This window comes from Bacillus sp. M6-12 (assembly GCF_002860285.1).
Classification (GTDB): Bacteria; Bacillota; Bacilli; order Bacillales; family DSM-1321; genus Peribacillus.
Map to the genome: position 1 here is coordinate 1 of NZ_PGVF01000038.1, position 21,728 is coordinate 21,728.

General features: G+C 40.1%; 22 protein-coding genes, 1 tRNA gene, 1 pseudogene and 1 riboswitch. Of the genes and pseudogenes, 15 read left to right on the top strand and 9 right to left on the bottom strand.

Features of this window, described 5'->3' with window-relative positions; translation table 11 throughout:
* The 4 genes and pseudogenes from CVD28_RS28415 to CVD28_RS27210 form a co-directional block, all read left to right on the top strand.
* A pseudogene (locus CVD28_RS28415) lies at positions 1 to 883 on the top strand (hypothetical protein); the annotation flags it as partial.
* Positions 884 to 1,545: 662 nt separating this feature from the next.
* Positions 1,546 to 2,754 (top strand): MFS transporter, encoded by a 1,209-nt coding sequence (locus CVD28_RS27200; RefSeq protein ID WP_374702572.1) that lies wholly within the window; start codon positions 1,546 to 1,548, stop codon positions 2,752 to 2,754.
* A gap of 138 nt (positions 2,755 to 2,892) precedes the next feature.
* Positions 2,893 to 3,246, top strand: a complete 354-nt coding sequence (locus CVD28_RS27205; RefSeq protein ID WP_101597784.1) for a nucleotide excision repair endonuclease — start codon at positions 2,893 to 2,895, stop codon at positions 3,244 to 3,246.
* A gap of 213 nt (positions 3,247 to 3,459) precedes the next feature.
* Positions 3,460 to 3,828, top strand: coding sequence for a hypothetical protein (locus CVD28_RS27210; protein WP_101597785.1), 369 nt, complete (start codon positions 3,460 to 3,462; stop codon positions 3,826 to 3,828).
* Positions 3,829 to 3,902: 74 nt separating this feature from the next.
* Here CVD28_RS27210 and CVD28_RS27215 read toward each other — a convergent pair whose 3' ends face one another.
* Positions 3,903 to 4,139 (bottom strand): alpha/beta-type small acid-soluble spore protein, encoded by a 237-nt coding sequence (locus tag CVD28_RS27215; RefSeq protein WP_101597786.1) that lies wholly within the window; start codon positions 4,137 to 4,139, stop codon positions 3,903 to 3,905.
* Positions 4,140 to 4,527: 388 nt separating this feature from the next.
* Here CVD28_RS27215 and CVD28_RS27220 point away from each other — a divergent pair, with 388 nt between their 5' ends.
* Positions 4,528 to 5,538, top strand: coding sequence for an LLM class flavin-dependent oxidoreductase (locus CVD28_RS27220; RefSeq protein ID WP_101597787.1), 1,011 nt, complete (start codon positions 4,528 to 4,530; stop codon positions 5,536 to 5,538).
* 96 nt (positions 5,539 to 5,634) lie between these two features.
* Here the strand turns inward: CVD28_RS27220 and CVD28_RS29025 are convergent, their stop codons facing one another.
* The 3 genes from CVD28_RS29025 to CVD28_RS27230 all read right to left on the bottom strand — a co-directional run bounded on the left by CVD28_RS29025 (position 5,635) and on the right by CVD28_RS27230 (position 7,547).
* Positions 5,635 to 6,087: a YqcI/YcgG family protein gene (locus tag CVD28_RS29025; RefSeq protein ID WP_257986003.1), complete on the bottom strand. Its 453-nt coding sequence runs from the start codon at positions 6,085 to 6,087 to the stop codon at positions 5,635 to 5,637.
* The gene (locus CVD28_RS29030) at positions 6,084 to 6,374 is read right to left on the bottom strand and encodes a YqcI/YcgG family protein (RefSeq protein WP_257986004.1); all 291 of its coding nucleotides are present in this window, start codon (positions 6,372 to 6,374) and stop codon (positions 6,084 to 6,086) included. Before CVD28_RS29030 ends, CVD28_RS29025 begins: the two co-directional genes overlap by 4 nt.
* Positions 6,375 to 6,764: 390 nt before the next feature.
* Positions 6,765 to 7,547 carry an SDR family oxidoreductase gene (locus tag CVD28_RS27230; protein WP_101597788.1) on the bottom strand — a complete coding sequence of 261 codons (783 nt, stop codon included), beginning with the start codon at positions 7,545 to 7,547 and terminating at the stop codon, positions 6,765 to 6,767.
* 372 nt (positions 7,548 to 7,919) lie between these two features.
* On the opposite strand from CVD28_RS27230, the gene CVD28_RS27235 reads away from it, so the two are divergent.
* Positions 7,920 to 9,110, top strand: a complete 1,191-nt coding sequence (locus CVD28_RS27235) for a M14 family metallopeptidase (protein WP_101597789.1) — start codon at positions 7,920 to 7,922, stop codon at positions 9,108 to 9,110.
* 63 nt (positions 9,111 to 9,173) lie between these two features.
* On the opposite strand, the gene CVD28_RS27240 is transcribed toward CVD28_RS27235, so the two are convergent.
* A complete protein-coding gene (locus CVD28_RS27240) occupies positions 9,174 to 10,295 on the bottom strand; it encodes a CAP domain-containing protein (RefSeq protein WP_257986005.1) in 1,122 nt (373 codons plus the stop codon).
* A gap of 284 nt (positions 10,296 to 10,579) precedes the next feature.
* On the opposite strand from CVD28_RS27240, the gene CVD28_RS27245 reads away from it, so the two are divergent.
* The 6 genes from CVD28_RS27245 to CVD28_RS27270 all read left to right on the top strand — a co-directional run bounded on the left by CVD28_RS27245 (position 10,580) and on the right by CVD28_RS27270 (position 15,389).
* Positions 10,580 to 11,545: a bile acid:sodium symporter family protein gene (locus tag CVD28_RS27245; protein WP_101597791.1), complete on the top strand. Its 966-nt coding sequence runs from the start codon at positions 10,580 to 10,582 to the stop codon at positions 11,543 to 11,545.
* 56 nt (positions 11,546 to 11,601) lie between these two features.
* Positions 11,602 to 11,711: riboswitch (TPP riboswitch) on the top strand.
* Between the two features lie 100 nt (positions 11,712 to 11,811).
* Positions 11,812 to 12,822 carry an ABC transporter substrate-binding protein gene (locus CVD28_RS27250; protein WP_101597792.1) on the top strand — a complete coding sequence of 337 codons (1,011 nt, stop codon included), beginning with the start codon at positions 11,812 to 11,814 and terminating at the stop codon, positions 12,820 to 12,822.
* A gap of 12 nt (positions 12,823 to 12,834) precedes the next feature.
* Complete coding sequence (locus tag CVD28_RS27255) at positions 12,835 to 13,125, top strand: MTH1187 family thiamine-binding protein (RefSeq protein ID WP_101597793.1); 291 nt, start codon at positions 12,835 to 12,837, stop codon at positions 13,123 to 13,125.
* Entirely contained in the window at positions 13,125 to 13,892 is a 768-nt protein-coding gene (locus tag CVD28_RS27260; RefSeq protein WP_101597794.1) for an ABC transporter permease, read from the top strand. The genes CVD28_RS27255 and CVD28_RS27260 overlap by 1 nt, the downstream gene beginning before the upstream one ends.
* On the top strand, positions 13,889 to 14,632 hold the full coding sequence (locus CVD28_RS27265; RefSeq protein WP_101597795.1) for an ABC transporter ATP-binding protein: 744 nt from the start codon (positions 13,889 to 13,891) through the stop codon (positions 14,630 to 14,632). The genes CVD28_RS27260 and CVD28_RS27265 overlap by 4 nt, the downstream gene beginning before the upstream one ends.
* Positions 14,625 to 15,389 carry a TatD family hydrolase gene (locus CVD28_RS27270; protein WP_101597801.1) on the top strand — a complete coding sequence of 255 codons (765 nt, stop codon included), beginning with the start codon at positions 14,625 to 14,627 and terminating at the stop codon, positions 15,387 to 15,389. The genes CVD28_RS27265 and CVD28_RS27270 overlap by 8 nt, the downstream gene beginning before the upstream one ends.
* A gap of 108 nt (positions 15,390 to 15,497) precedes the next feature.
* Here the strand turns inward: CVD28_RS27270 and CVD28_RS27275 are convergent, their stop codons facing one another.
* Entirely contained in the window at positions 15,498 to 16,013 is a 516-nt protein-coding gene (locus CVD28_RS27275) for a hypothetical protein (protein WP_101597796.1), read from the bottom strand.
* A 522-nt stretch (positions 16,014 to 16,535) separates the two neighbouring features.
* Here CVD28_RS27275 and CVD28_RS27280 point away from each other — a divergent pair.
* Together CVD28_RS27280 and msrB are read left to right on the top strand one after the other, a co-directional pair.
* The gene (locus CVD28_RS27280; RefSeq protein WP_101597797.1) at positions 16,536 to 17,921 is read left to right on the top strand and encodes a DUF5667 domain-containing protein; all 1,386 of its coding nucleotides are present in this window, start codon (positions 16,536 to 16,538) and stop codon (positions 17,919 to 17,921) included.
* A gap of 216 nt (positions 17,922 to 18,137) precedes the next feature.
* Complete coding sequence (msrB, locus tag CVD28_RS27285) at positions 18,138 to 19,109, top strand: peptide-methionine (R)-S-oxide reductase MsrB (protein ID WP_101597798.1); 972 nt, start codon at positions 18,138 to 18,140, stop codon at positions 19,107 to 19,109.
* A gap of 60 nt (positions 19,110 to 19,169) precedes the next feature.
* Here msrB and CVD28_RS27290 read toward each other — a convergent pair.
* A tRNA-Ala gene (locus CVD28_RS27290) sits at positions 19,170 to 19,242 on the bottom strand.
* 132 nt (positions 19,243 to 19,374) lie between these two features.
* Positions 19,375 to 20,079 carry an MgtC/SapB family protein gene (locus CVD28_RS27295; protein ID WP_101597799.1) on the bottom strand — a complete coding sequence of 235 codons (705 nt, stop codon included), beginning with the start codon at positions 20,077 to 20,079 and terminating at the stop codon, positions 19,375 to 19,377.
* 185 nt (positions 20,080 to 20,264) lie between these two features.
* Between CVD28_RS27295 and CVD28_RS27300 the strand changes: the two genes are divergently transcribed.
* On the top strand, positions 20,265 to 21,173 hold the full coding sequence (locus CVD28_RS27300; protein ID WP_101597802.1) for a DMT family transporter: 909 nt from the start codon (positions 20,265 to 20,267) through the stop codon (positions 21,171 to 21,173).
* Between the two features lie 89 nt (positions 21,174 to 21,262).
* On the opposite strand, the gene CVD28_RS27305 is transcribed toward CVD28_RS27300, so the two are convergent.
* On the bottom strand, positions 21,263 to 21,448 hold the full coding sequence (locus CVD28_RS27305) for a hypothetical protein (RefSeq protein WP_101597800.1): 186 nt from the start codon (positions 21,446 to 21,448) through the stop codon (positions 21,263 to 21,265).
* Positions 21,449 to 21,728: the final 280 nt, after the last annotated feature.

Genomic DNA, 21,728 nt, shown 5'->3' on the forward strand with positions numbered 1-21,728 from the left:
CCAAAGCATGCAGCGTTCAGGCGGCTTTTCTCAGCAAGCAGGCGGAATGATGCAAGGAAATGCTTTCGGAATGAGCGCAGGCGGTTTTGGCGGTGTACAATCTGTAATGCAGCCAGGATTTGCAGGAACTGATGCACAGCAAGTAAGACAAGAAATACAACAAGATCTTGCCAACCAAAGCATGCAGCGTTCAGGTGGCTTTTCTCAGCAAGCAGGCGGAATGATGCAAGGAAATGCTTTCGGAATGAGCGCAGGCGGTTTTGGCGGTGTACAATCTGTAATGCAGCCAGGATTTGCAGGAACTGATGCACAGCAAGTAAGACAAGAAATTCAGCAAGACCTTATGAACCAAAGCATGCAGCAACAAGGTGGCTTTACACAACAAGCAGGCGGTGCCCAAGCAGGTATGTTTGCTGGAGCAGGTTCAGCAATTTCCGGAACAGATGCACAGAAGGTAAGACAAGAAATCCAGCAAGATCTTGCTAACCAGAGCATGCAGCAACAAGGTGGATTTACACAACAAGCTGGAGGATTCACACTTGGTGGCGGCTTTGCACCAATGGGTGGCTTCGGACAACAGTCTGGCTTTACACAACAAGCAGGCGGTGCTCAAGCAGGAATGTTTGCTGGAGCAGGTTCAGCTATTTCTGGTACAGATGCACAGCAGGTGAGACAAGAAATTCAGCAAGATCTGATGAACCAAAGCATGCAGCAACAAGGCGGGTTCGGTCAACAAGCTGGCTTTACTCAGCAAGCAGGCTTTGGTCAAGCAGGTATGTTTGCTGGAGCAGGATCAGCAATTTCAGGAACAGATGCACAGCAAGTAAGACAACAAATCGCCCAAGACTTAAGCAATGCCAGCCAGCAAGGCTTCATGAGATAAATGTAAACGTAATAAATGCCCTCTTATCCGGAGGGCATTTCAGATTGTCAAAGGGGTTCGGGAATGGTCTCATTCCGAAGCCCTTTTTAGGTGCGCCCGGCATGGGCTATAACTTGGTGGTGAAAGTCCACTACAGGCTTGGCAGTAGGAACTGTTAGCCCCGCGGAAAGCGAAGCGCCTGGAACGGAAATCAGCAGACCCCATTAACAGGCCAAATAAAAAAATAACTGCAGACAAACTCGACTTCATCGAGTTTGCCTACAGTCTGAAATGCCCTCTTATCCGGAGGGCATTTTATTATGAATAATGAAATACTTTAACACCTTCTAGAGATTACTCATAAACCTCTTGAGAATTCTTCTGGCTTTTCTTCAAATTCCGGGATAGGAGCTCCTTCAGGAATTCCGGTTTCGAAATTTTTTCCTTTCCATATCATGCTGAAATCCCTATATTCAGGTTAACCCCATGTATACAGGACATTATTCAATCCTTCGATTTTACAAAGCAATGAAAATTGTTTTAATTGTATTTTATTTAGCATATAATGGAAGCAGCTGAGGATTGGACGGACAGCTCTCAATGAAGTTAATAAAAAGGAGGCAAATAGAGAAAGGAAGTTATCATTGCATATTAAAAGTAATGCAAACAGGGAAGGGAAGTCAGTGCAGCCTAGGTTCCGCTTATTTTCCTCCTCAGATTTTCCGCGTTCCTACGTAAAATTTTTGTTCGGGCTTTTCATTACTCGATTAGGAGACTCGCTATATACGTTTGCCATTCCATGGATTTCTTTTCACCTGACCGGATCAGTGATGGTTATGGGATCGCTTTTTGTGATTAGTGTAGTGCCTGTCGTGGTTTTTGGTCCATTTATAGGTGTTGCCGTTGATAGATGGGACAAGCGGACAATCATGCTGGCCGCTGATATTATCAGGATGTTTTTAGTTTGTTTGGTTCCGTTGCTGCAAATGATTGGTACACTTCAGCTATGGCATTTATATGTAATTGGCTTTATTTTAGCTGTTATGACATTATTCTTTGATGTCGCTGCCGTTACAGCTATCCCTTACATGGTAAAAACCAATCTCACTGCGGCCAATGCCAGGTATCAGTTTGTCAATCAGATTGCCGATTTAATCGGTCCGGCACTCGCCGGAGGTATTATTGCTGCCATTGGCGGATTCCATGCACTTTGGCTTGATGGTTTGTCATTTTTGGCTACTCTGATTTTTGTATTTCAGTATCCAAAGATAAAGCGAGCAAACATAAAGGAGAAAAAAACAAGCTTCTTTGCGGAAATGGGACTTGGCTTTAATTGGCTGATAAAGGACAAATTAAATCTTTCGTTATCACTTCAGGCTATGGCAGGAAACTTTGGCGCAAGCGCGCTGCTTGCCATATTGATGTTTTATCTATTATCTACTCTGCACCTCAGCGAAGAACAAAGCGGATTGAATTACGCCATGATTGGTATTGGCGGCTTAATCGGAAGCATTATCATTGTACCACTAGAAAGGCGTTACCGGCGCGGGAAACTCATTCCTTTGTTATTAGGAATGGGATCAGCAGGGCTTCTTATAGTCCTGATATCTGATTTTTGGCTTATTCCCGGCATGGCTTTTGGGATAGCGTTTATATGTAATGTTGCCTGGAATTCCATCGTCATGACAGTGCGCCAAGAAACGGTTCCCGCCGAGCTATTGGGAAAAGTCTTAGCATTTTCTAGAGTTTTTACCCGTTTGGCCATGCCATTAGGGGCTCTTGCCGGCATGGCACTGGCTGAAATTAATCCGGTTTATGTGTTTCTATTGGCATCCGCCGCTAAAGCTGTTGAGGTTTTAATTGCCTTGATTTCACCAATAAGAAAACTATAGCTCCACGTGAACCTCTGCGATGCTGTCTTGCTATTATCCAATCCTAAAACGCTTGCCTCATGTTTAGAAACATGGGGTTTATTGCATTAATTTTCAAATTTGTGATAAGATAAACAAAAAACAGGAAGTGAATAAACCTTGATTAAAATTGAAATACCTGAACCGAATATAACCATTACGAAACAGGATAAACCTGAACTAAGCAACATTTATGGGTTTACTGATTTTCACTTGATACCGCGCGATAAAGGCGGAATTTTCATGTTTTATAATATTAATGATGAACTATTATTTGTCGGTAAAGCGAGAAAACTGAGACAAAGAATTAAAAAGCACTTTGAAGATAACGTTTCACCTATCAAAACTCATCGGGACGAAGTATACACAATTGACATTTGCATTGTGGAAGAGCCAATGGACCGGGAAATTTATGAAACGTATATCATTAATAATCTGCAAGCGAAATATAATGTAGACAAAGTGTTTTTTTAATAAGACTGGAAGAAATCTAAACCCTCTTAAGCATATGCTTAAGAGGGTTTTTTCATCGTATCCGGGGAAGAATTACAGTATTAAATTGTTATCCCCATTGAGCATTTTTCAGTAGAATGTAAAATAAGTGTTCAGTAAATTCGCTATAAATTCCGGGGAAAAACTGGTAATATTAAATAATCGACATATTTCGACTAAGAGGTGAATAAAATATTGAATATAAAAGAATTAATTGGCAGCATCCATAAATCTGTAGAAAATCTTGATTTGGTCACTGCGAGAAAATACATAGAAGAAAATATTGGTGTACTTAGTGATAATAAATTGCTGCTAAAAGGAAATGCACGCGAGTTATTTGATTTTTTAGCAAATCGTTTGGAGGAAGGCTACGAACCGTTAACTAGAACAGAAATGGCTACCATAAGTGCCATCAATTCTTTTGCTTCCAAATTCGACGTTAGGTCAATTAAAGTAACGATACGAAACAAAGAGCAGCTGCTGTTAAGGAAGGATTTTATAGATCACCTTACCAGGGATGCAAAAATTATCCTGCAGGGAATGGGCGCTATATCAGATCGTTAAGTTAAGCGGGCAAACTTAAAAGGCTGCCTGTATAAACAGGCAGCCTATAGCCATTTTTCATATTAAATTTAATATTAGCCTCTAGAAGGACCTGTAGGTTGACCAACTGCTCCTGCTAATTGAGATTGAGCTGTTGCTACAAGGCGTTTAGTGATTTCTCCTCCAACAGAACCGTTAGCACGAGAAACTTGCTCAGCTCCAAGCTGGATACCGAATTCAGCTGCGATTTCATACTTCATTTGTTCAACTGCCGTTTCTGCACCTTGAACTAAAAGACGATTACGTCCTCCACCACCACTGCGTCGTGACATGTGTTTCACCTCCTTGTCGGTTAGTAATGTTAATTTCCCACGGTTATCTGGCTTTCATACTTGTAAATAGTGGAGTGAATACTTTTGCTGAAAATGTGCATAATATAATTTGTTGAGAAAAAGAGCCTTGTACAGCTGGAAATTTTCCTAGCCTCTAAATCAAAAATAAAATCTTCTTGCCATGTGTTATAAGGATTAAAATTAATGCTGTTGCTTGCTTATCAACAAAGAAAGGGATCTTGACATTATGTCAAATCCCTTTTTTTACATGATTTTGCTTTAAGTTAAAATGCAGGTATGTTTAGCTCATGAAATGATATATTTGGGTTGAAGAATAGTGAGTTTGGAAAGAGTTAATTAAATGTATGGGGGAAGAAGGTTCTTAATAATGAAATTAAGTATATTAGATCAATCACCAATCTCTGCAGGGAACACTGCGGGCCAAGCATTGCAGGAATCAATGAAGCTTGCCCAAATTGGTGAACAGCTGGGATACGAGCGGTACTGGATTGCTGAACATCATGATTTGCCGGGGCTGGCGTGCCCGGCACCGGAAGTGATGCTTGGCTACATCGGTGCAAATACTGACAAAATTCGGATTGGGTCAGGGGCTGTACTGCTTCCCCACTACAAGCCGTATAAAGTTGCCGAATCCTTTAATCTTCTTGCAACGTTATTTCCAGGAAGGATTGATATCGGAATTGGCAGGGCACCGGGAGGATCAGCAGAGGCAAGCTTGGCTCTTTCCGAGAACTATTTGGAAAAAGTACGAAAAATGCCGGAATCTGTTAAGGAACTGCTTCAGTTTTTACATAATGATTTTCCTGATAGCCACATGTTTTCCAAGGTTGCGGCTTCACCAATGCCGGCTGTACCGCCTGAACCGTGGATTTTGGGAACGAGTGAAAAAAGCAGCTTGCTTGCGGCGGAAAATGGAGCTGCCTACGCATTTGGGCATTTTATGAGTGAGAAAGCAGGGCCTGAAATAATGAAAAACTATAAGCTTAGCTTTCAGGGAAAAGGAAGATTGGCGCGTCCAAAATCAATTGTCGCTGCCTCCGTCATTTGTGCAGAGACAACAGAGAGAGCGGAGGAAATTGCTTTAAGCGGGCAGCTATGGCAATTGCAGCTTGCAAAAGGTGAAGGCAATCAAGGGGTTCCTTCCATACAAGCTGCAAAAGAATATTCATATAGTATTGAGGAAAAAAATACGATGGAGAGCATGAAGCAAAAGATGGTGATTGGGAACCCGCATGAAGTTAAACAAAAGCTTGTGGAGCTGCAAAAGCAATACCAAGCAGATGAAATAATGGTTATCACGATTACCCATCGTTTTGAGGATCGGGCTAATTCTTACCGATTGATTGCGGATGAACAGTTAGCCGTTAAGCAAAACTAAATGTAAGTAACCCGTTTAATTTTTATATTCTCTTTTTTGCGCTAAAAAAACAGCGGGTAAACCAACCATTCTCTTCCTGTGGCTGAATCGGCGGGATTAACCTTTCCTCGATTTTAAGTGTTTAAACGGACATTGAGGCAATGCTGTATCTTCATCATGTAAGAAATATTGCTTCCATTCATGATTATTTTCATTGCCATATTCATTCAGATTAAAATGGGGAGGAACAGAATCATACTGAATTAGCCGTTTCCGGATATGGTTCTTTATTTTACCAGCAAGCTCATTTTTTTCAGTGAACTTTTGCAGCACCCAACGCGGCGTAATGGCCAGCATCATATAAGGAAACCGCCGGCTATTTCTTTTTTCATGCAATGGGGTTGCGCAATACATAAAGTATCTCTCGCCATGGAAACAGTATTCCCACAGGGGATTAGCAGGATCGGCCGGTATGTCCGCTGGCCAGTCAATTTCGTCCAATTCATGAACCCAATTTAATTGCCTCCAAAATAACTCTTCAAGAAACTCTACTGTACTATTTAAAATCATTTCTTGAGGTGTAAAAAAAAAATGACCAAGGAAGAATAGCTGCCAAATGACTTTGATTTCTCTGTATATTCTTTCAGTAATGCAGCAACTTCCCGGGCAGTTGACTGATCCCTTGGATCTCCTGCGAATCCATATCTAACCTGATTAGAAGCGTAGGCTTGAGCAGCCGGGATGCAGGGGAAAGGGTTTACTTTATCAGTCATTTTAGCTTCAAATTCCTCCAATGCCTTTAACTGCCAGCCCTGAAGCTGTGAGAGATACTTTGGATCCTTGAAAAATAAACTCATGCTAAAAGACCTCCTCGATTAATAGGAATATTCAACCGAGAGGGCTACTGTACATTGTCCAAGTGGAAAACAGATTAAATATCCGTATTGACGTACACTTGCTATATATTCAGTTGTTTCATTTAATAAAAGGCTTTTTCTAAAATATTATTATAGTCCAGCTAGTATTTATGAAACTTTTGTTTGTACTAAACGTCTATTAGTTCAGAAGTAAGGATTAAGAAAACGGAGAATGGTAGCAATAGAAATTACAGGAACCTGTTACTATGCAGCATGAAAAACAAACAATAAAGGAGGTATAAAGAGCCTCCGCAGTATCACCGTTAAAATATCCCTTCACAGTCAGTGAAGGGATTTTTCTATGGTCTCCGTTTATGAGCCAGCAGAATCTTATCTTTTAAAACCGCCTTCAGAATGGATAATCTGCCCTGTTACCCACTCAGCTTCATCGCTTGCCAAAAACGCTATCAGTCGTGCCGCATCCTTTGGCTGACCCACACGCCCCATTGGGGATTGTGTCAGTATCTGTTCCTTCAGATCGCTGTCCATCCAGCCGGTATCTGTGGGACCTGGATTGATGGCATTGACTGTAATACGTTTTTCGCTTACGGCTGCTGCCAATGTATAAGTCAATGTTTCTACAGCTCCCTTTGTAATTGCATAGGAAATCTCATCATACATCGGGCCCAGTGATTGTCCAGATGACAAATTAATGATTCTCCCTCCGTCCTGGTGGGAAAAGCCTTTTACAAATTCAGCAGAAAGCAGTGTAGTTGCCCGGATATTAATTTGATAGTGAGCATCCAGTGAAGCCGAAGAAACTGTGTCGATGCTGTCATTTGCAGAATAACAGGCATTATTAACCAAAATGTGGGGTTCCCCGAACTGTTTCCGCACCGTTTGAAAAAGCTTTGTTATTTCCGATGGTGACGACAAATCGATTTCAGCATTGCCACAGCAAACCCCGATGTTAAGCAGCTGCTGTTTCAATAATTCAGGTTCATCTTGTGCGCCGGCCCATGGAAACTGCTGATCATATTTGCTCCAGTATGTGAAAAACACATCAGCACCCCGTTCGGCTAATTCTCTGCAAATGGCTGCCCCTATCCCTTTTAACCGGCTTACTCCTGTTACAACCGCGATTCTTCCTCTTAAATTATCTATTTTGTTCATTCATGCCATCCTCCTCAATAATTTTTAAAAAACAAAAAAACTCTCTAAACCATAGAGAGAGGACAGTAGAAATAAACCATAAATTGCCTATGTATAAGCATACAAACGGCAATAAAAAGACGGCTTAAAAATGTGCATACTAATCCAATTCTCCAGGTTTTAAAAAAATATAAAAACCAATTAGAAAATGGATTAGAACTTCATCTTAAGCATCATCCTTTCATTTGAGTGTTATATCCATAATATTCCACTGGATTCTTTTTGTCAACGCTCCAATCTGTTTTATCAATCCCTAGATAACCCCGTGCTTATAATTTCATTTGCTTAGCATACATTTTGATAAAGCTTTTTTAATAAAGAGGGAGGAGCGTTATGGATGTTATTGTAAGGCCGAAGGATACTTTCTGGCATTATAGCCAATTATTTAAGCTTCACCTTTTACTTATTACAGATTCAAACCGAAGTATACAGGGGGATCGGCTTTCTATCGGACAAAGGGTGAGGATTCCGGGATTTACTGCTGTTGATTACCAAGTAAGACGGGGGGATACGTTGTGGAAAATTGCCCGGAGCCGACAACTTCCTGTGGATGCCATCAGTCTTGTAAATCCTAATCTTATTATCGATAAACTGGAGGCCGGGCAGACGATCAGCGTTCCAGTGCGGATTACCTGGCGGATTGTTCAGGGCCATCAAAGCTATGATTATAACAAGTTACTGAAGGATATCAGAAGATTAGAGGACGTTTACCCTTTTATGCAAACTTCTTCAATTGGGAATTCAGTCCTTGGCAGAGAAATACCTGAAACTTTAATTGGGACGGGAGGAAAAAGGATTCATTATAATGCTTCTTTCCATGCGAATGAGTGGATCACTTCCTCGGTTATGATGACTTTGTTAAACGATTATTTATTATCGCTAACTAATCAAACTTCAATTAGAGGCCGCGATACATTCACGTATTATCAGCAGACAACATTATCAATTGTTCCGATGGTGAATCCGGATGGAGTAAATCTTGTATTAATCGGCCCGCCTGCCAGTAAACCATGGAGAAACAGGCTGATTGGCCTGAATAATGGAAGCGACGATTTTGCCAGATGGAAAGCGAATATTCGGGGAGTGGACCTCAATGACCAATTTCCTGCACGGTGGGAGCAAGAAAAAGCACGGAATCCTGCAGAACCGGGACCGAGAGATTATGGGGGGGAGAATCCGCTATCAGAGCCTGAAGCAATTGCTATGGCAAATTTGACAAGGAAAAGGGATTTTGCCCGCGTAATCGCTTTTCATACTCAGGGAGAAGAAATTTACTGGGGATTTGAGAATCTTGAACCGCCAGAATCAGAAGGCATGGCTAGAGAATTTGCCAGAGTCAGTGGATACGAGGCTGTAAAAACCCTGGAAAGCTATGCCGGCTATAAGGATTGGTTTATTCAGGATTGGCGGAGGCCGGGTTTTACAGTGGAGGTTGGCAAAGGAATTAATCCTCTGCCATTATCGCAGTTTGATGAAATATATCAGGAAGCGCTTGGAATTTTCCTTGCAGGATTATATTTGTAGGCCGCTTTGAGGAAGAAGAGTTACAAAAGAGCGTCTCAGGCTCAATCCCTGGGACGCTCTTTGCTAGTTGCTGAAGAAATTCTCCGTATAGTATGGATGGGACTCAGAGTTAAAGGCTACTCCTACTCCTAAATATTCAAAATCCTTATTTAAAATGTTTTCCCTGTGTCCCAGCGAATTCATCAGGCCTTCATGTGCAAAAATGCTGCTAAACTGGCCATAGGCAAGATTTTCTCCTGCAACAGAAAAGAAAATATCATCTTCTTTCATCCGGTCAAAAGGTGATTGTCCTTCAGGATTAGTATGGTTAAAATAATTTTTATTTGCCATATCGCTGCTGTGCTTCCTGGCCGTTTCTTTGACATGTTCATTCCAGGTCAGAATCGGAAGCCCGTGCTGAACCCTTGAGGCATTGGTCAGGTCAAAGAGCTGATATTCAAACCCTTGCTTGATTTGATTATTTGCCGGTGTATAAAAATCATGCTTTTGTTGTTCAAGTTCTTCACTAATTATCTGAATTGAAGTTACAGTGTTGTTTTGATGTTTATCATAAAAGACAGTAATAAAGCTGTCTTTCTCCTGGAACAGATCGTAGTCACGCTGCTTTTCAAATTGGTAATGGACAAGTCCTTTACGGATTTTTGTTAAAGGCTCCCCAAGCTGGTTAAGAACTGATTGCCTGGAACTCCCCAGTTTTATTCCATTAGCTGATACTATTAAATCCTGGTTTGTATATAAACCCGCCACTTTATCATCTGTATCATAGGCAAGCATCATGAAGTTTTGGTAGTTTTCATGGTATGCATACCATTCAACACCATATTCATTCATTGAGATTCGTTTTGGTTTCCCCATCTGCTGCTCGACCTTTTCACGTGGATCGCCAATCTCAATATTATATACTGAAAACATCTGCTTAGCCGGGGCATTTAATTCAGGTTTTTTCAATTTCTCATTTAATAATTGCTCCGGCTTATCTGGATTTTCATCTATTAATTCTTCCAGCTGAATGGCAAGCTGGTTAATTCCCGTACGTAATGAATCTGCAACAGCTGAAAGATCGTTGTCTTCGGTGATAGTATGGATGCGTGATTCTAAATCATCCAATACTGGCTTATAATTGGTTTTATTCAAAATAAACCATATTGCACCGACAGCTGTTATCAAAAATAATAACCGCCTCAAAGCATTCAACCTCCGTTTCCCATTACTCATTGTTGCCAACTTTTACAAGTTAAAAAAGGCCCACTGTACAAAAAAACTTCATTTTAATAAAAACTTACTTTAGCCTAACATTCATTGTATGGTTCAAACTAAAAAGTGTCCAAAGATCACGATTGAATTCAATAACCAATTTATTCATAACTTTATTTGCTAAAAAATATTCAAACTATTGAGTTTATTGGAATTTTCAAATATAATTACTACCATTATGTTGTTTACATACAAAATTTCAACAGAGGTGCATCATGAAAACTTTAGAACGTATCAGTCAATTTGTCGGCAATACTTTTGCCATCTGGGTGCTTTTATTTGCTGCCCTTGCCTTTTTTTCACCTTCAACATTTACGTGGATTGGGCCGTATATTGTCCCTTTATTAGGGATCATAATGTTTGGAATGGGACTTACTCTTTCCGCAGGAGATTTCAAAGAAGTCTTAACGCGCCCAAAAGAAGTGGCTATTGGCGTAGCGGGCCAATTTATCATTATGCCTTCACTAGCCTTTTTGCTGGCCAAGGGCCTTCAGCTTCCGCCTGAAATTGCAGTGGGTGTTATTTTAGTTGGCTGCTGTCCTGGTGGCACATCTTCCAATGTTATGACATTCCTAGCTAAAGGGGATGTAGCTTTATCGGTTACGATAACTTCGATAACCACTATTCTCGCACCACTTGTAACTCCAGCATTAATTTTATTGCTGGCAAGCCAATGGATTTCAGTCGATCCGGCGGGACTGTTCATTTCGATTGTTAAAATTGTGATTCTCCCTATCCTATTGGGATTATTTGTAAAGAGATTTTTCAATAGACAAGCCCACGCAAGTGTAAAGGTGCTTCCACTCGTTTCTGTTGTTGCAATTGTAGCAATCGTAGCAGCTGTTGTTTCCGGAAGCCAGGAGCAAATCGCTAAAACGGGATTAACAATTTTTGCGGTCGTTATTCTTCATAACGTGCTTGGTTATCTATTAGGTTATGGTTTTGGAAAACTCTTTGGGATGAACTTATCCAAGAAAAAAGCCGTTGCTATTGAAGTAGGTATGCAAAACTCCGGATTAGGAGCGGCCCTCGCAACTGCACACTTCTCACCATTGGCTGCCGTGCCAAGCGCAATCTTCAGTGTCTGGCATAATATTTCCGGTCCAATTCTGGCAACCATTTTCAGCAGGATGCGTGATGAAAAAGCTGCAAGGGAAACTAACCAATCTATCGCTAAATAAGGTAGTCAATTAGAAATTATCTGTTATAATAAAAGTTGGAAGATAATTGAATAGGTACGAATAAGTAGGGGGACCGGTGTTGCCGGTTGAGATTGCGTCCGTAAGATGCTGACTCTTTGAACCTGATCTGGTTGAGACCAGCGGAGGGAACATATTCTAAAACGATAGATTTATATTGTTTATCAATATGCGCCCTGGGTTCAATGCCTGGGGCGCTTTTTGGTATGTCCCTGATTATTCTTATCTGCGACACGAGGAGGATAATAATGAAAAAAGGGTTTATTTTAATTTTGGGTTTGATGCTTTTGCTGGCAGGCTGCGGCAATCATAAAGACAATGCAGCATCAACAGAAAACAAGAAAAAAAACAAAAAATCATTGCAAAAGATTTCTCTCGTCCTTGATTGGACACCAAACACCAACCATACGGGTTTATATGTAGCGAAGGAAAAAGGATTTTTTAAAGAGGAAGGCCTTGATGTGGATATTATTATGCCAGGTGATGCTGGGGCAGATCAACTGGTTGCATCAGGAAAATCCGAGTTTGGGGTGGGGTACCAGGAAGGCGTTACCCAGGCCCGTGTCCAAGGAGTTCCCCTTGTTTCAGTGGCTGCCGTTATTCAGCATAATACTTCCGGTTTTGCCTCGCCAGCAGACAAAAACATAACATCTCCGAAAGATTTTGAGGGTAAAACGTATGGAGGCTGGGGTTCTCCTGTTGAGAAATCGGTTATTCAATCCCTGATGAAGCAGCAGGGTGCGGATGTAAATAAAGTTTCGATAGTCAATATCGGAGATGCTGATTTCTTCACAGCTGTAAAAAGGGATATCGACTTTGCTTGGATTTATTATGGATGGACAGGTGTCGAGGCAGAATTACGTGGAGAAAAAATCAATATGGTTAACCTGACGGATTACTCTGAAAAGCTGGATTACTACACACCAGTTATCACTACAAATGAAAAAATGATTAAGGATCATTCAGATACTATCAAATCATTTATAAAGGCCGTTTCAAAGGGATATCAATTTGCAATAGATAACCCAACAGACGCAGCAGAAATCTTATCAAAGGCTGTTCCTGACCTGGATGCCGAACTCGTAAAAAAGAGCCAGGAATGGTTGTCAGCAAAGTATCAAGATGATGCTCCCAGGTGGGGTGAACAAAAAGCTGAAGTGTGGGAAAACTATGCGGCCTGGATGTATGATAACGGTCTTTTGGAAAAACAATTAGATGCCAAAAAAGCATTCACCAATGATTTTTTACCTGAAAAATAGGAGGTTATGATAATGGCTAATTCATTGATAAGCATTCAAATTATTCCTAAGACAAAAAATGGTGAAAGTGTCATTCCATACGTAGATGAAGCAATTGCAGTAATTGCGAATTCCGGGGTGAAATATGAAGTTCATCCGCTGGAAACAACGATGGAAGGGGATCTTGAAGAATTATTCCGGATCATTAAAGAAATGAATCAAAGAATGGTAGAAATGGGCAGCAGCAACGTGATATCCCAAGTGAAAATTCTATACCAGCCGGGGGGCATTTCAATGGGCCAGCTGACAGAGAAGTATCGATAATGGGAAGGAAGACTATGAAAGGATGGAGACCGTTTGCGGTTCTCCTCCTTTTGCTCGTTGTATGGGAAATAAGTGTTAAAGCAACAGGAATACCAGAATGGCTGCTTCCTGCTCCAACCAAAATCGGTTCAGCAGCGATGGCAGGCTGGGTGGACTTTTACCCGCATTTAGTTTCAACGGTGAAACTTGCATTGATTGGGTTTTTAATAGGGTCAAGCATAGGACTTGTAACGGCCATTGTCCTGCATCTTTTACCGGCTATAAGAGACTCTATATTTCCATTGTTAATTTTATCTCAAAACATACCGATAATCGTTCTTGCGCCGCTGCTGGTTATTTGGTTTGGCTTTGGACTATTGCCCAAGCTGATCGTTATTACATTAGTATGCTTTTTTCCGCTTACTGTAGCTGCGCTGGACGGTTTCAGGCAGACAGCACCGGAATTAAAACATTATATGAATATGGCAGGTGCCACAAAAAACCAGCTTTTTTGGAAGTTGGAGCTTCCGTATTCATTGCCATCAGTTTTTTCAGGTTTGAAAATTTCAGCAACATACAGTGTAATGGGGGCGGTAATATCTGAATGGCTTGGGGCAAAGCAAGGGATTGGTGTATATATGACCCTCGCCTCCTCCTCTTTCAGGACTGACAGGGTGTTTGTTGCCATTTTTGCAATCATGCTCCTTAGCTTAATATTCTTTGTGATTATCATCCTGACAGAACGCCGATTAGTCCGCTGGACAAATGAAAGGGGTGAAAAACAGTGACTCACTTGCAAATTACTAATCTTTCGAAACAATTTAGCGGCAATGTTGTCTTGAGAGATTTTGAATTAACGATTGAAGAAGGCGAGTTTGTTTCAATTCTAGGGCCATCCGGTACCGGAAAGAGCACAATTTTTCATTTAATTGGCGGCATTCTGGCACCAGATGATGGATCCATCCAGCTTAGGGGGAAGAAAATTAACGGGAAAAGGGGATTTATAAGCTATATGCCCCAAACACCTTCACTCCTTCCGTGGAAAAACATACTGCAAAACGTCCTGCTTGGCCAGGAACTTCAGGGGAAAAAGGATCCCGAAAGAGCATTGGAGATGCTGAAGAAAGCCGGTCTGGAAAGATATGAAAAGGCGTATCCACATGAGCTTTCGGGAGGGATGAAACAAAGAGCTGCTTTTATTCGCGCCCTTCTAAGCCCTCAATCATTGATTTGTTTGGATGAACCATTTTCCGCTTTGGATGAATTAACCAGGATTGAGATGCAGAAATGGCTCTTATCCATCTGGGAAGAATACAGGTGTACTGTAATGTTTATTACCCATAATATTGAAGAAGCCTTGTTTCTTTCTGACCGGATAGTTGTCCTTTCAAATAGGCCTGCTAAGGTGAAAGCGGACTTTACCGTTCCTTTTTCAAGGTCAAGAAACGAGAGTTTGCTACTGGAGGACGAGTTTTTGAAGTGGAAAAGAAAAATTTATTATGCCCTTATAGATGATTTTCATGAATAGGTTCATTGATACGCACATTCACCTGGACCAATATAATGATCAAGAAATATGTTCGATTTTGCAAGATTCACGGGGAATTGAAGCACTTATTTCTGTTTCATTTGACCTTGATTCCTGCAAAAGGAATCTTCAATTAGCAAGAACATACAAAAAAATTAAACCGGCATTCGGATACCACCCAGAGCAGCCGTTGCCAGATGATGTGGAGGTGCAGAAGCTTTTTAATTGGATCCGCCACTATAATGAAGAAATGATAGCAGTTGGAGAAGTAGGGTTACCTTATTATTTGAGAAAAAAACATAGCATTCCGTTGGAGGGTTATATCGAGCAGTTAGAAAGGTTCGTTATGCTGGCAAAGGATCTGAGTAAGCCAATTGTTCTTCATGCATTATATGAGGATGCACCTGTAGTTTGCAATCTTCTTGAAAAGTACTCCATCACTAGAGCTCATTTTCATTGGTTTAAAGGCGATGCAGGGACCGCCGAAAGAATTGCCCGAAATGGCTATTTTATTTCTGTAACCCCTGACATCGTATATGAGGAAGAAATTCAAGAACTGGCAGAAGCGTTCCCAATTGAACAACTGATGGTGGAAACAGACGGTCCCTGGCCATTTGAAGGGCCATTCAAAGGGCAAATGACACATCCTCTCATGATAAAAGAGGCGGTAAAAGTGATAGCACAGATCAAAGGGATTTCCATAAATTCTGCTGAAAAACAGCTTTACGCAAATTCAAGGCTGTTTTATGCGTTGTAATTGGGCTCAGCATTAAAAGGTTATATGCATCGGAAAAACGCTTAAAAATAAATAGGATCTTTTTAACCGTAAACTGCTTAAACCGTTCAAAAATCCGAACGGTTATATTTATTTCTTATCATTTTCTTTCTTTATCATGATGTCATCCGTAAATTTATCATCATGTTTATCTTTTAAAGCAAGCATGGCAGCCTTGCCGTCACTGGGACTGCCATTGGCAAAATCCATAGGGAATAAGGAAAAGAAAAGTACATAAAAGGAAAAGTAAATAAATTGAAACACAATCACAGACTCATTAATTATTCCTGAAAATATTAGTCCGTTTATTATAAATATGCTCGTTACATTGAAAAACGCACCGCCAAGGTAAATCAAAGTGTTTGTTATGCGATTATCATATTTAAGCGATTTAAACTCACAGGCTCCGTTCCAAAAATAATACTTCCTCACTTCCACATTCAAGAATAAAAACATTTTTTTTCCGCACCCTATGACAATTTTTCTCTCAGTTCCTCCGAAGAGAGTTACAAAAAAGATATGACCGCTCAGGTGTATAAAGGTAACAATCGGAAAAATTATAAAAAATGAAATAAGAAATTTAATTACATCTGATATTCCAAACATAAATACTCTCCTTTAAGGCGCCTTTAATGCTTGTGCCGAGCCGTATCTGCTGCCTTAATTCTGATACCCGCCGTATGATTGTTATAACTAGAAATATTTTTCAATTCGTAGAATTTAGTTATTCTTTGAGCAGGCCCATAGTTAACTGAGAGTCCTGCACCCGGAGGCAATAATCGTCTACTGTCAGTACTTGTCTGTGTTTTGACCAATTGTTTACAACGATCGCAGGAGGCACACACGGTGTGGGTCAGGACGAAGGATGTAACACGGTTTACGTTACAGCACTGGCGAAATTAGCGGTTCCACAATTGCCCGGACGCTTGCACTTTTGTTCTTCTGCTAAAATTAATAGTTAAAAAGGATCTTTATTCCTTTTAATCAAAGAACAAAAAATGTTATAAACCTTTTTTATTAGGTAAATAGTACCTTTATCGAAATTCACCCCCACAGCCCGATTAAATGAAAACGTAATTTATTACGAAAAAGCGGGCCGCTTAATAAATTTTGAGGTGAAATTTGATTATGAAGAATTTGTTAAAAAAGGAAATGAACAAAATTGCAAAAAGTGCATTAGCAATGGTGTTAGCAGGAACTTTCACATTTTCAGCATCTGCCGTTTTTGCTGATGAACTTAAGCCGGCAGACCAAACTTCATCGGTTGAATTAAAGACAGAAGTAAATACTCAAACTGCATCCGGTACAGAAGTTATTACAGAAAATACAATTAAAGAAGCTGAAACTAATTTAGAGGAAATCAAAAAAGAAAATCCAGCTGCATTACCAGGTGACTTCTTCTATTTTACAAAAGCAGCTTTAGAAAAAATTAAGTTAGCATTAACGTTTGATAAAGAGAAAGAAGCTAAATTACTTGCATCTTATGCTTCTGAACGAATCGCTGAGGCAGAAGCCTTATTTGCTGCCGGAAAAGAAGAAGAAGCATTAGAAGCGATTAAGAAAGCAGCTGCGTTTATTTATAATGCAGGCGAGATTGTAGAAGAAGGATCGGACAAAGAAGCTGAAAACAAAAACCAGGATTCTACAGAGGAAAAAACAGAAAAGTCGACTGAGGATAAAACGATAACTGACGATAAAGCAACAGAAGATTCAAAGCTTGAGGAAGTTGAGAATAAGCTCTCTCAGAATATTATCGCATTAAAGGCAGCAATGGAAAAAGTTAAAAACCCTGCTGCTAAAGCTGCATTGAAAAAGAATATTGAAAAGAGTTATGCGAAGCTTGCTAAAAAGCTTGCAAAAATAGAAAGTAAACTTGCTAAGATCGAAGACAAAGCAAAAGAAGAAAAGGATGAAAAGAGTGCTGAAGTGGAAATTTCACCAACCACGAAAACAGAAGGCACTACAGTTCCAGCAACAAATGCAGAAACTGCAACAACAGCAGCAGCTGATGTGAAAGCTGAAACGAAGAATGAGACTAATGTAACTCCAGTTATTGTATTACCTGAAACACCTAAAGTTATCCAGCCTAAACAAGATAGAGAAGTCCTAAAAGCAAAACAAGCACCTGCAACAGCAAAAGCAGCTGTAAAACAAGAGCGTACAGCGGCAAAAGCAGCTGTAAAACAAGAGCGTACAGCGGCAAAAGCAGCAGTAAAGCAAGAACGTACAGCGGCAAAAGCAGCAGTAAAGCAAGAACGTACAGCGGCAAAAGCAGCAGTAAAGCAAGAACGTACAGCGGCAAAAGCAGCAGTAAAACAAGAACGTGAAGCAGTCAAGCAGAAGCGTGAAGAGCTAAAACAAGATGTTAAGAAAACACGCGCAACAGCGAAGCAGGTTGTAAAACAAAAACATCAAGAAGCCAAAAAAGAAGTCAAACAGCTTCGTGAATCAAGCAAACCTCAAGTGAAATCTGAAGTTAAAGCAACAGTTAACAAGGGTAAGAGTAAAGAGTAAGAAGGTAAACATTAAAGAATAAATCGAAAAGGTAGTCTTTTTCATAAAAGACTATCTTTTTTGCTGGCAGGATTTATGTTACTGCAGTAAGGAATCTGGTTTTTGAGGCGCAATCGTAAATCGTACTTCGATAAAGCAACCGAGGAAAGTTATTTGAATTTTTATTTTGGGCATATAAAGTAGAGAGAAGATAGAATTAAAGAAGTGAGGTTATTTATGGAAAGAATTGATCATTCTTTGGAAAGAGCCATCTTTGCAGGAGGCTGCTTTTGGTGCATGGTTTCTCCTTTTGATACAAGGGAAGGCGTAATTGAGATAGTATCCGGTTACACAGGGGGGCATAAGGAGAATCCGACATATAAGGAGGTCACTTCTGAAACAACCGGCCATTATGAAGCAGTACAAATAACATTTAATTCTGCTGTAATTTCCTATCGAGAATTGCTGGAGATTTATTGGAAGACGATCGATCCAACAGATAAGGGAGGCCAGTTTTCCGACCGGGGACAATCATATCAAACCGCAATTTTTTACCATAATCAAGAACAGAAGCTAGAAGCAGAATCCTCTAAAAGAAATCTCGGGGAGAGCGGCCGATTTACGAACCCTATCATAACGAAAATATTGCCTGCAGGCCCGTTTTACCGGGCAGAAGAATACCATCAGGATTTTTATAAAAAGAACGCTTTCCGGTATGCGCTGTACCAAAGGGGATCTGGACGGGAAGAGTTTTTGAAAGAGCACTGGCCGAAAGATAAATCTCATCTAAAAGAACGGCTTACGGACTTGCAATATTTTGTCACCCAGGAAAACGGAACAGAGCCACCCTTTGAAAATGAGTATTTCGATAACGAACAAGAAGGGATTTATGTTGATGTCATTTCAGGGGAACCGTTATTCAGCTCTCTGGATAAGTATGACAGCGGCTGCGGCTGGCCAAGTTTCACTAAGCCTATCATGTCTGCAAGTTTAAAGGAGAAAGTCGATTTGACTCACCGAATGACACGTACGGAAGTAAGGAGCCGGGAAGCGGATTCGCATCTTGGCCACGTCTTTGAGGATGGACCTGGTCCTAAAGGGCTCCGTTACTGCATCAATTCAGCTGCTCTACGGTTTATCCCGCAAGAAAGAATGGAGGAGGAAGGATACGGAGATTTTATGATCTTATTTAGATTCAATCGAAGGTAAAAAGACTGCTAGGAAAAATAAAAAACACGATTCCAAAATGGAATCGTGTTTCATTTTTTATGGAGACTAGCGGGATCGAACCGCTGACCTTTTGGCTGCCAGCCAAACGCTCTCCCAGCTGAGCTAAGCCCCCGAGATAAGGTACAAATATTATTTTAACGAATTCCTGATAAAAGTCAATCATTTTTGCAAAAAAATAATAATCAGGAATGAGACAGTGCGCCTCATTCCTTTCATGCTTAAATTGGTTGCGGATTTCAAAATATTATAGACTCTCTATTTCAACGGTTTTGATTTCTTTTAAGTTAGAGACAGTATAATATACATCAGTTGTGTGGCGCTTGATATCAACGATAATTTTTAGCTGAACCGAGTGGCTATCCTCTAAATCCTTAATCCTAATATTCTTTATCGCAATCTTTTCATCATTAATTTTCTTAATGACATTGTCAATATCCATTTTATCTTGAATTATCAGCTTTAAGGAAAGTTCTTTTTCCCGCAGTTGTTTGGGCCCGATTAGGCCAAGAAGAGGAGGCATGAGTTCTACACTAACTATTAAAAGAACTACACCGGCAATTGCTTCAACATAAAAACCTGCACCAACAGCGATTCCAATTCCCGCGGCACCCCAGATCATCGCAGCTGTTGTTAGGCCGGATATGCTGTCATTTCCACGTCGGAGGATAACACCTGCCCCAAGAAAACCAATGCCCGAAACAATTTGCGCGGCTAGACGCAGTGGATCCATGGTTATATTTACCTTATCACTTCCAGGAAACATGTATGCCGATTCAATTGAAACAATTGTCAATAAACAACTGACAATTGAGATTACAAGACTTGTTTTTAACCCGACCGGCTTTCGTTTAAGTTCTCGTTCCAAACCGATAATTAACCCCAAAACAGCGGAAATGCAAAGCTTTATAATAATCTGCAGCTCCCAATGAAAACCAAAAAACCAATCCATCCATGTCACCATCCGAATAAGAAGTCGAAACAGCTTCTAATTTAAACCGTTTTTTTTCTAATACCCCAAAAGTCTATTGTTTAGTATATTATTTAATACATTGCTAAATTCATAGGAATAATACTTAGCGCATAGCCAATAAATTTTTAATCTTGATGGGCTCCCTGCCTTTGAAAGGAACTATTATGCAAAAGCCTGCTATAAACCCTTATTTAGCACTCGCAATAGGGGTTGCTTCTGTATCTATTTCAGCGATATTTGTTAAATTATCATCGGCACCCTCTGGTGTTATTGCTTTTTATCGTTTGTTATTTTCCATTTTGCTGATGCTGCCGTTTTTTTTAATTAAGTATAGAAGAGAATTGAATGAAATTCAAAAAAAAGACTGGATAATAACAATTGCATCAGGTGTATTTTTAGCGTTTCATTTTATTTTGTGGTTTGAATCGCTCGAATATACCTCTGTTGCAAGCTCGACAGTATTGGTTACGCTTCAGCCATTATTCGCATTTGCAGGGGCATATCTCTTTTTCCATGAAAGGTTTTCAATAAAAGCCATTTTTAGCGGTATTATCGCTATATTAGGGAGCGTAATTATTTCATGGGGAGATTTTAAAATCAGCGGACAAGCTTTATTCGGAGATATTTTGGCATTAACTGCCTGCGGGTTGATTACAGCGTATTTGCTGTTTGGTCAAACGGTCCGGAAACGAGTTTCGCTCATTGCCTATACTTTTCTCGTCTATAGTGTAAGTACAGTGACTTTGCTTGTTTATGTTCTGCTAAATAAGGAACCGCTTTATCCATACCCGGCTGATGACTGGATTTACTTCCTTCTATTAGCGATTTTTCCGACACTGCTGGGACATTCGCTGTTTAATTGGGTGGTTAAATGGATCAGTACAACTACAGTATCAATGGCCATTTTGTTTGAGCCAGTTGGCGCCACAATATTTGCGTACTTACTTCTTGATGAAAAATTAGTTGTGACTCAGGCGGGAGGAGGAATTTTAGTGCTAATCGGCATATTAATATTTCTTCGGGGTGACAGCGGAAAGCAAAAGATGAAAAGAGAGAAAGGGAACAAATTTTAATTTGAGTTATAAATATGGATTCTTTGCCAGGGAGGAGCAGCTGATATTCATATACAGTTGGCGCGCTTACTCCTGGCCATTTTTTTGTGCTAAAAATTGAACAGGTAGGTAAAACCGCTGAAAACAAATGCAAGTGTTAAACTCATTATTAAAGTTCCGCCTCGCACTTTTCCTTCTTCATTGTTACTGATGTTTATTGCTTCCAAAAATGCAACACTAAATAAATAAAGCGACATTATAAAAGAAACAGCTAGTCCAACAAATGAAAAATCCATTATTCCACTCCAATCGCTTCTTTGCATCATTATATAGAAAAAAATAAGAATTTATTCCCGTAACTTAATGGACTAACATAAAACTCCTTTCAATTCAGCAAAAAAAACACCAAAAGTATATTGCAATAATTAAAAAGCCATGTTATATTATTACTTGCCGCCAAAATGGCAATAAATAAACAGCATGTTAAAATATATAAATTGCTGTTGACAAGAACGAGATAACTTGTTAAGATAATAAAGTCGCTTCTGAGAGAAACGACAATGAAATTGCTCTTTG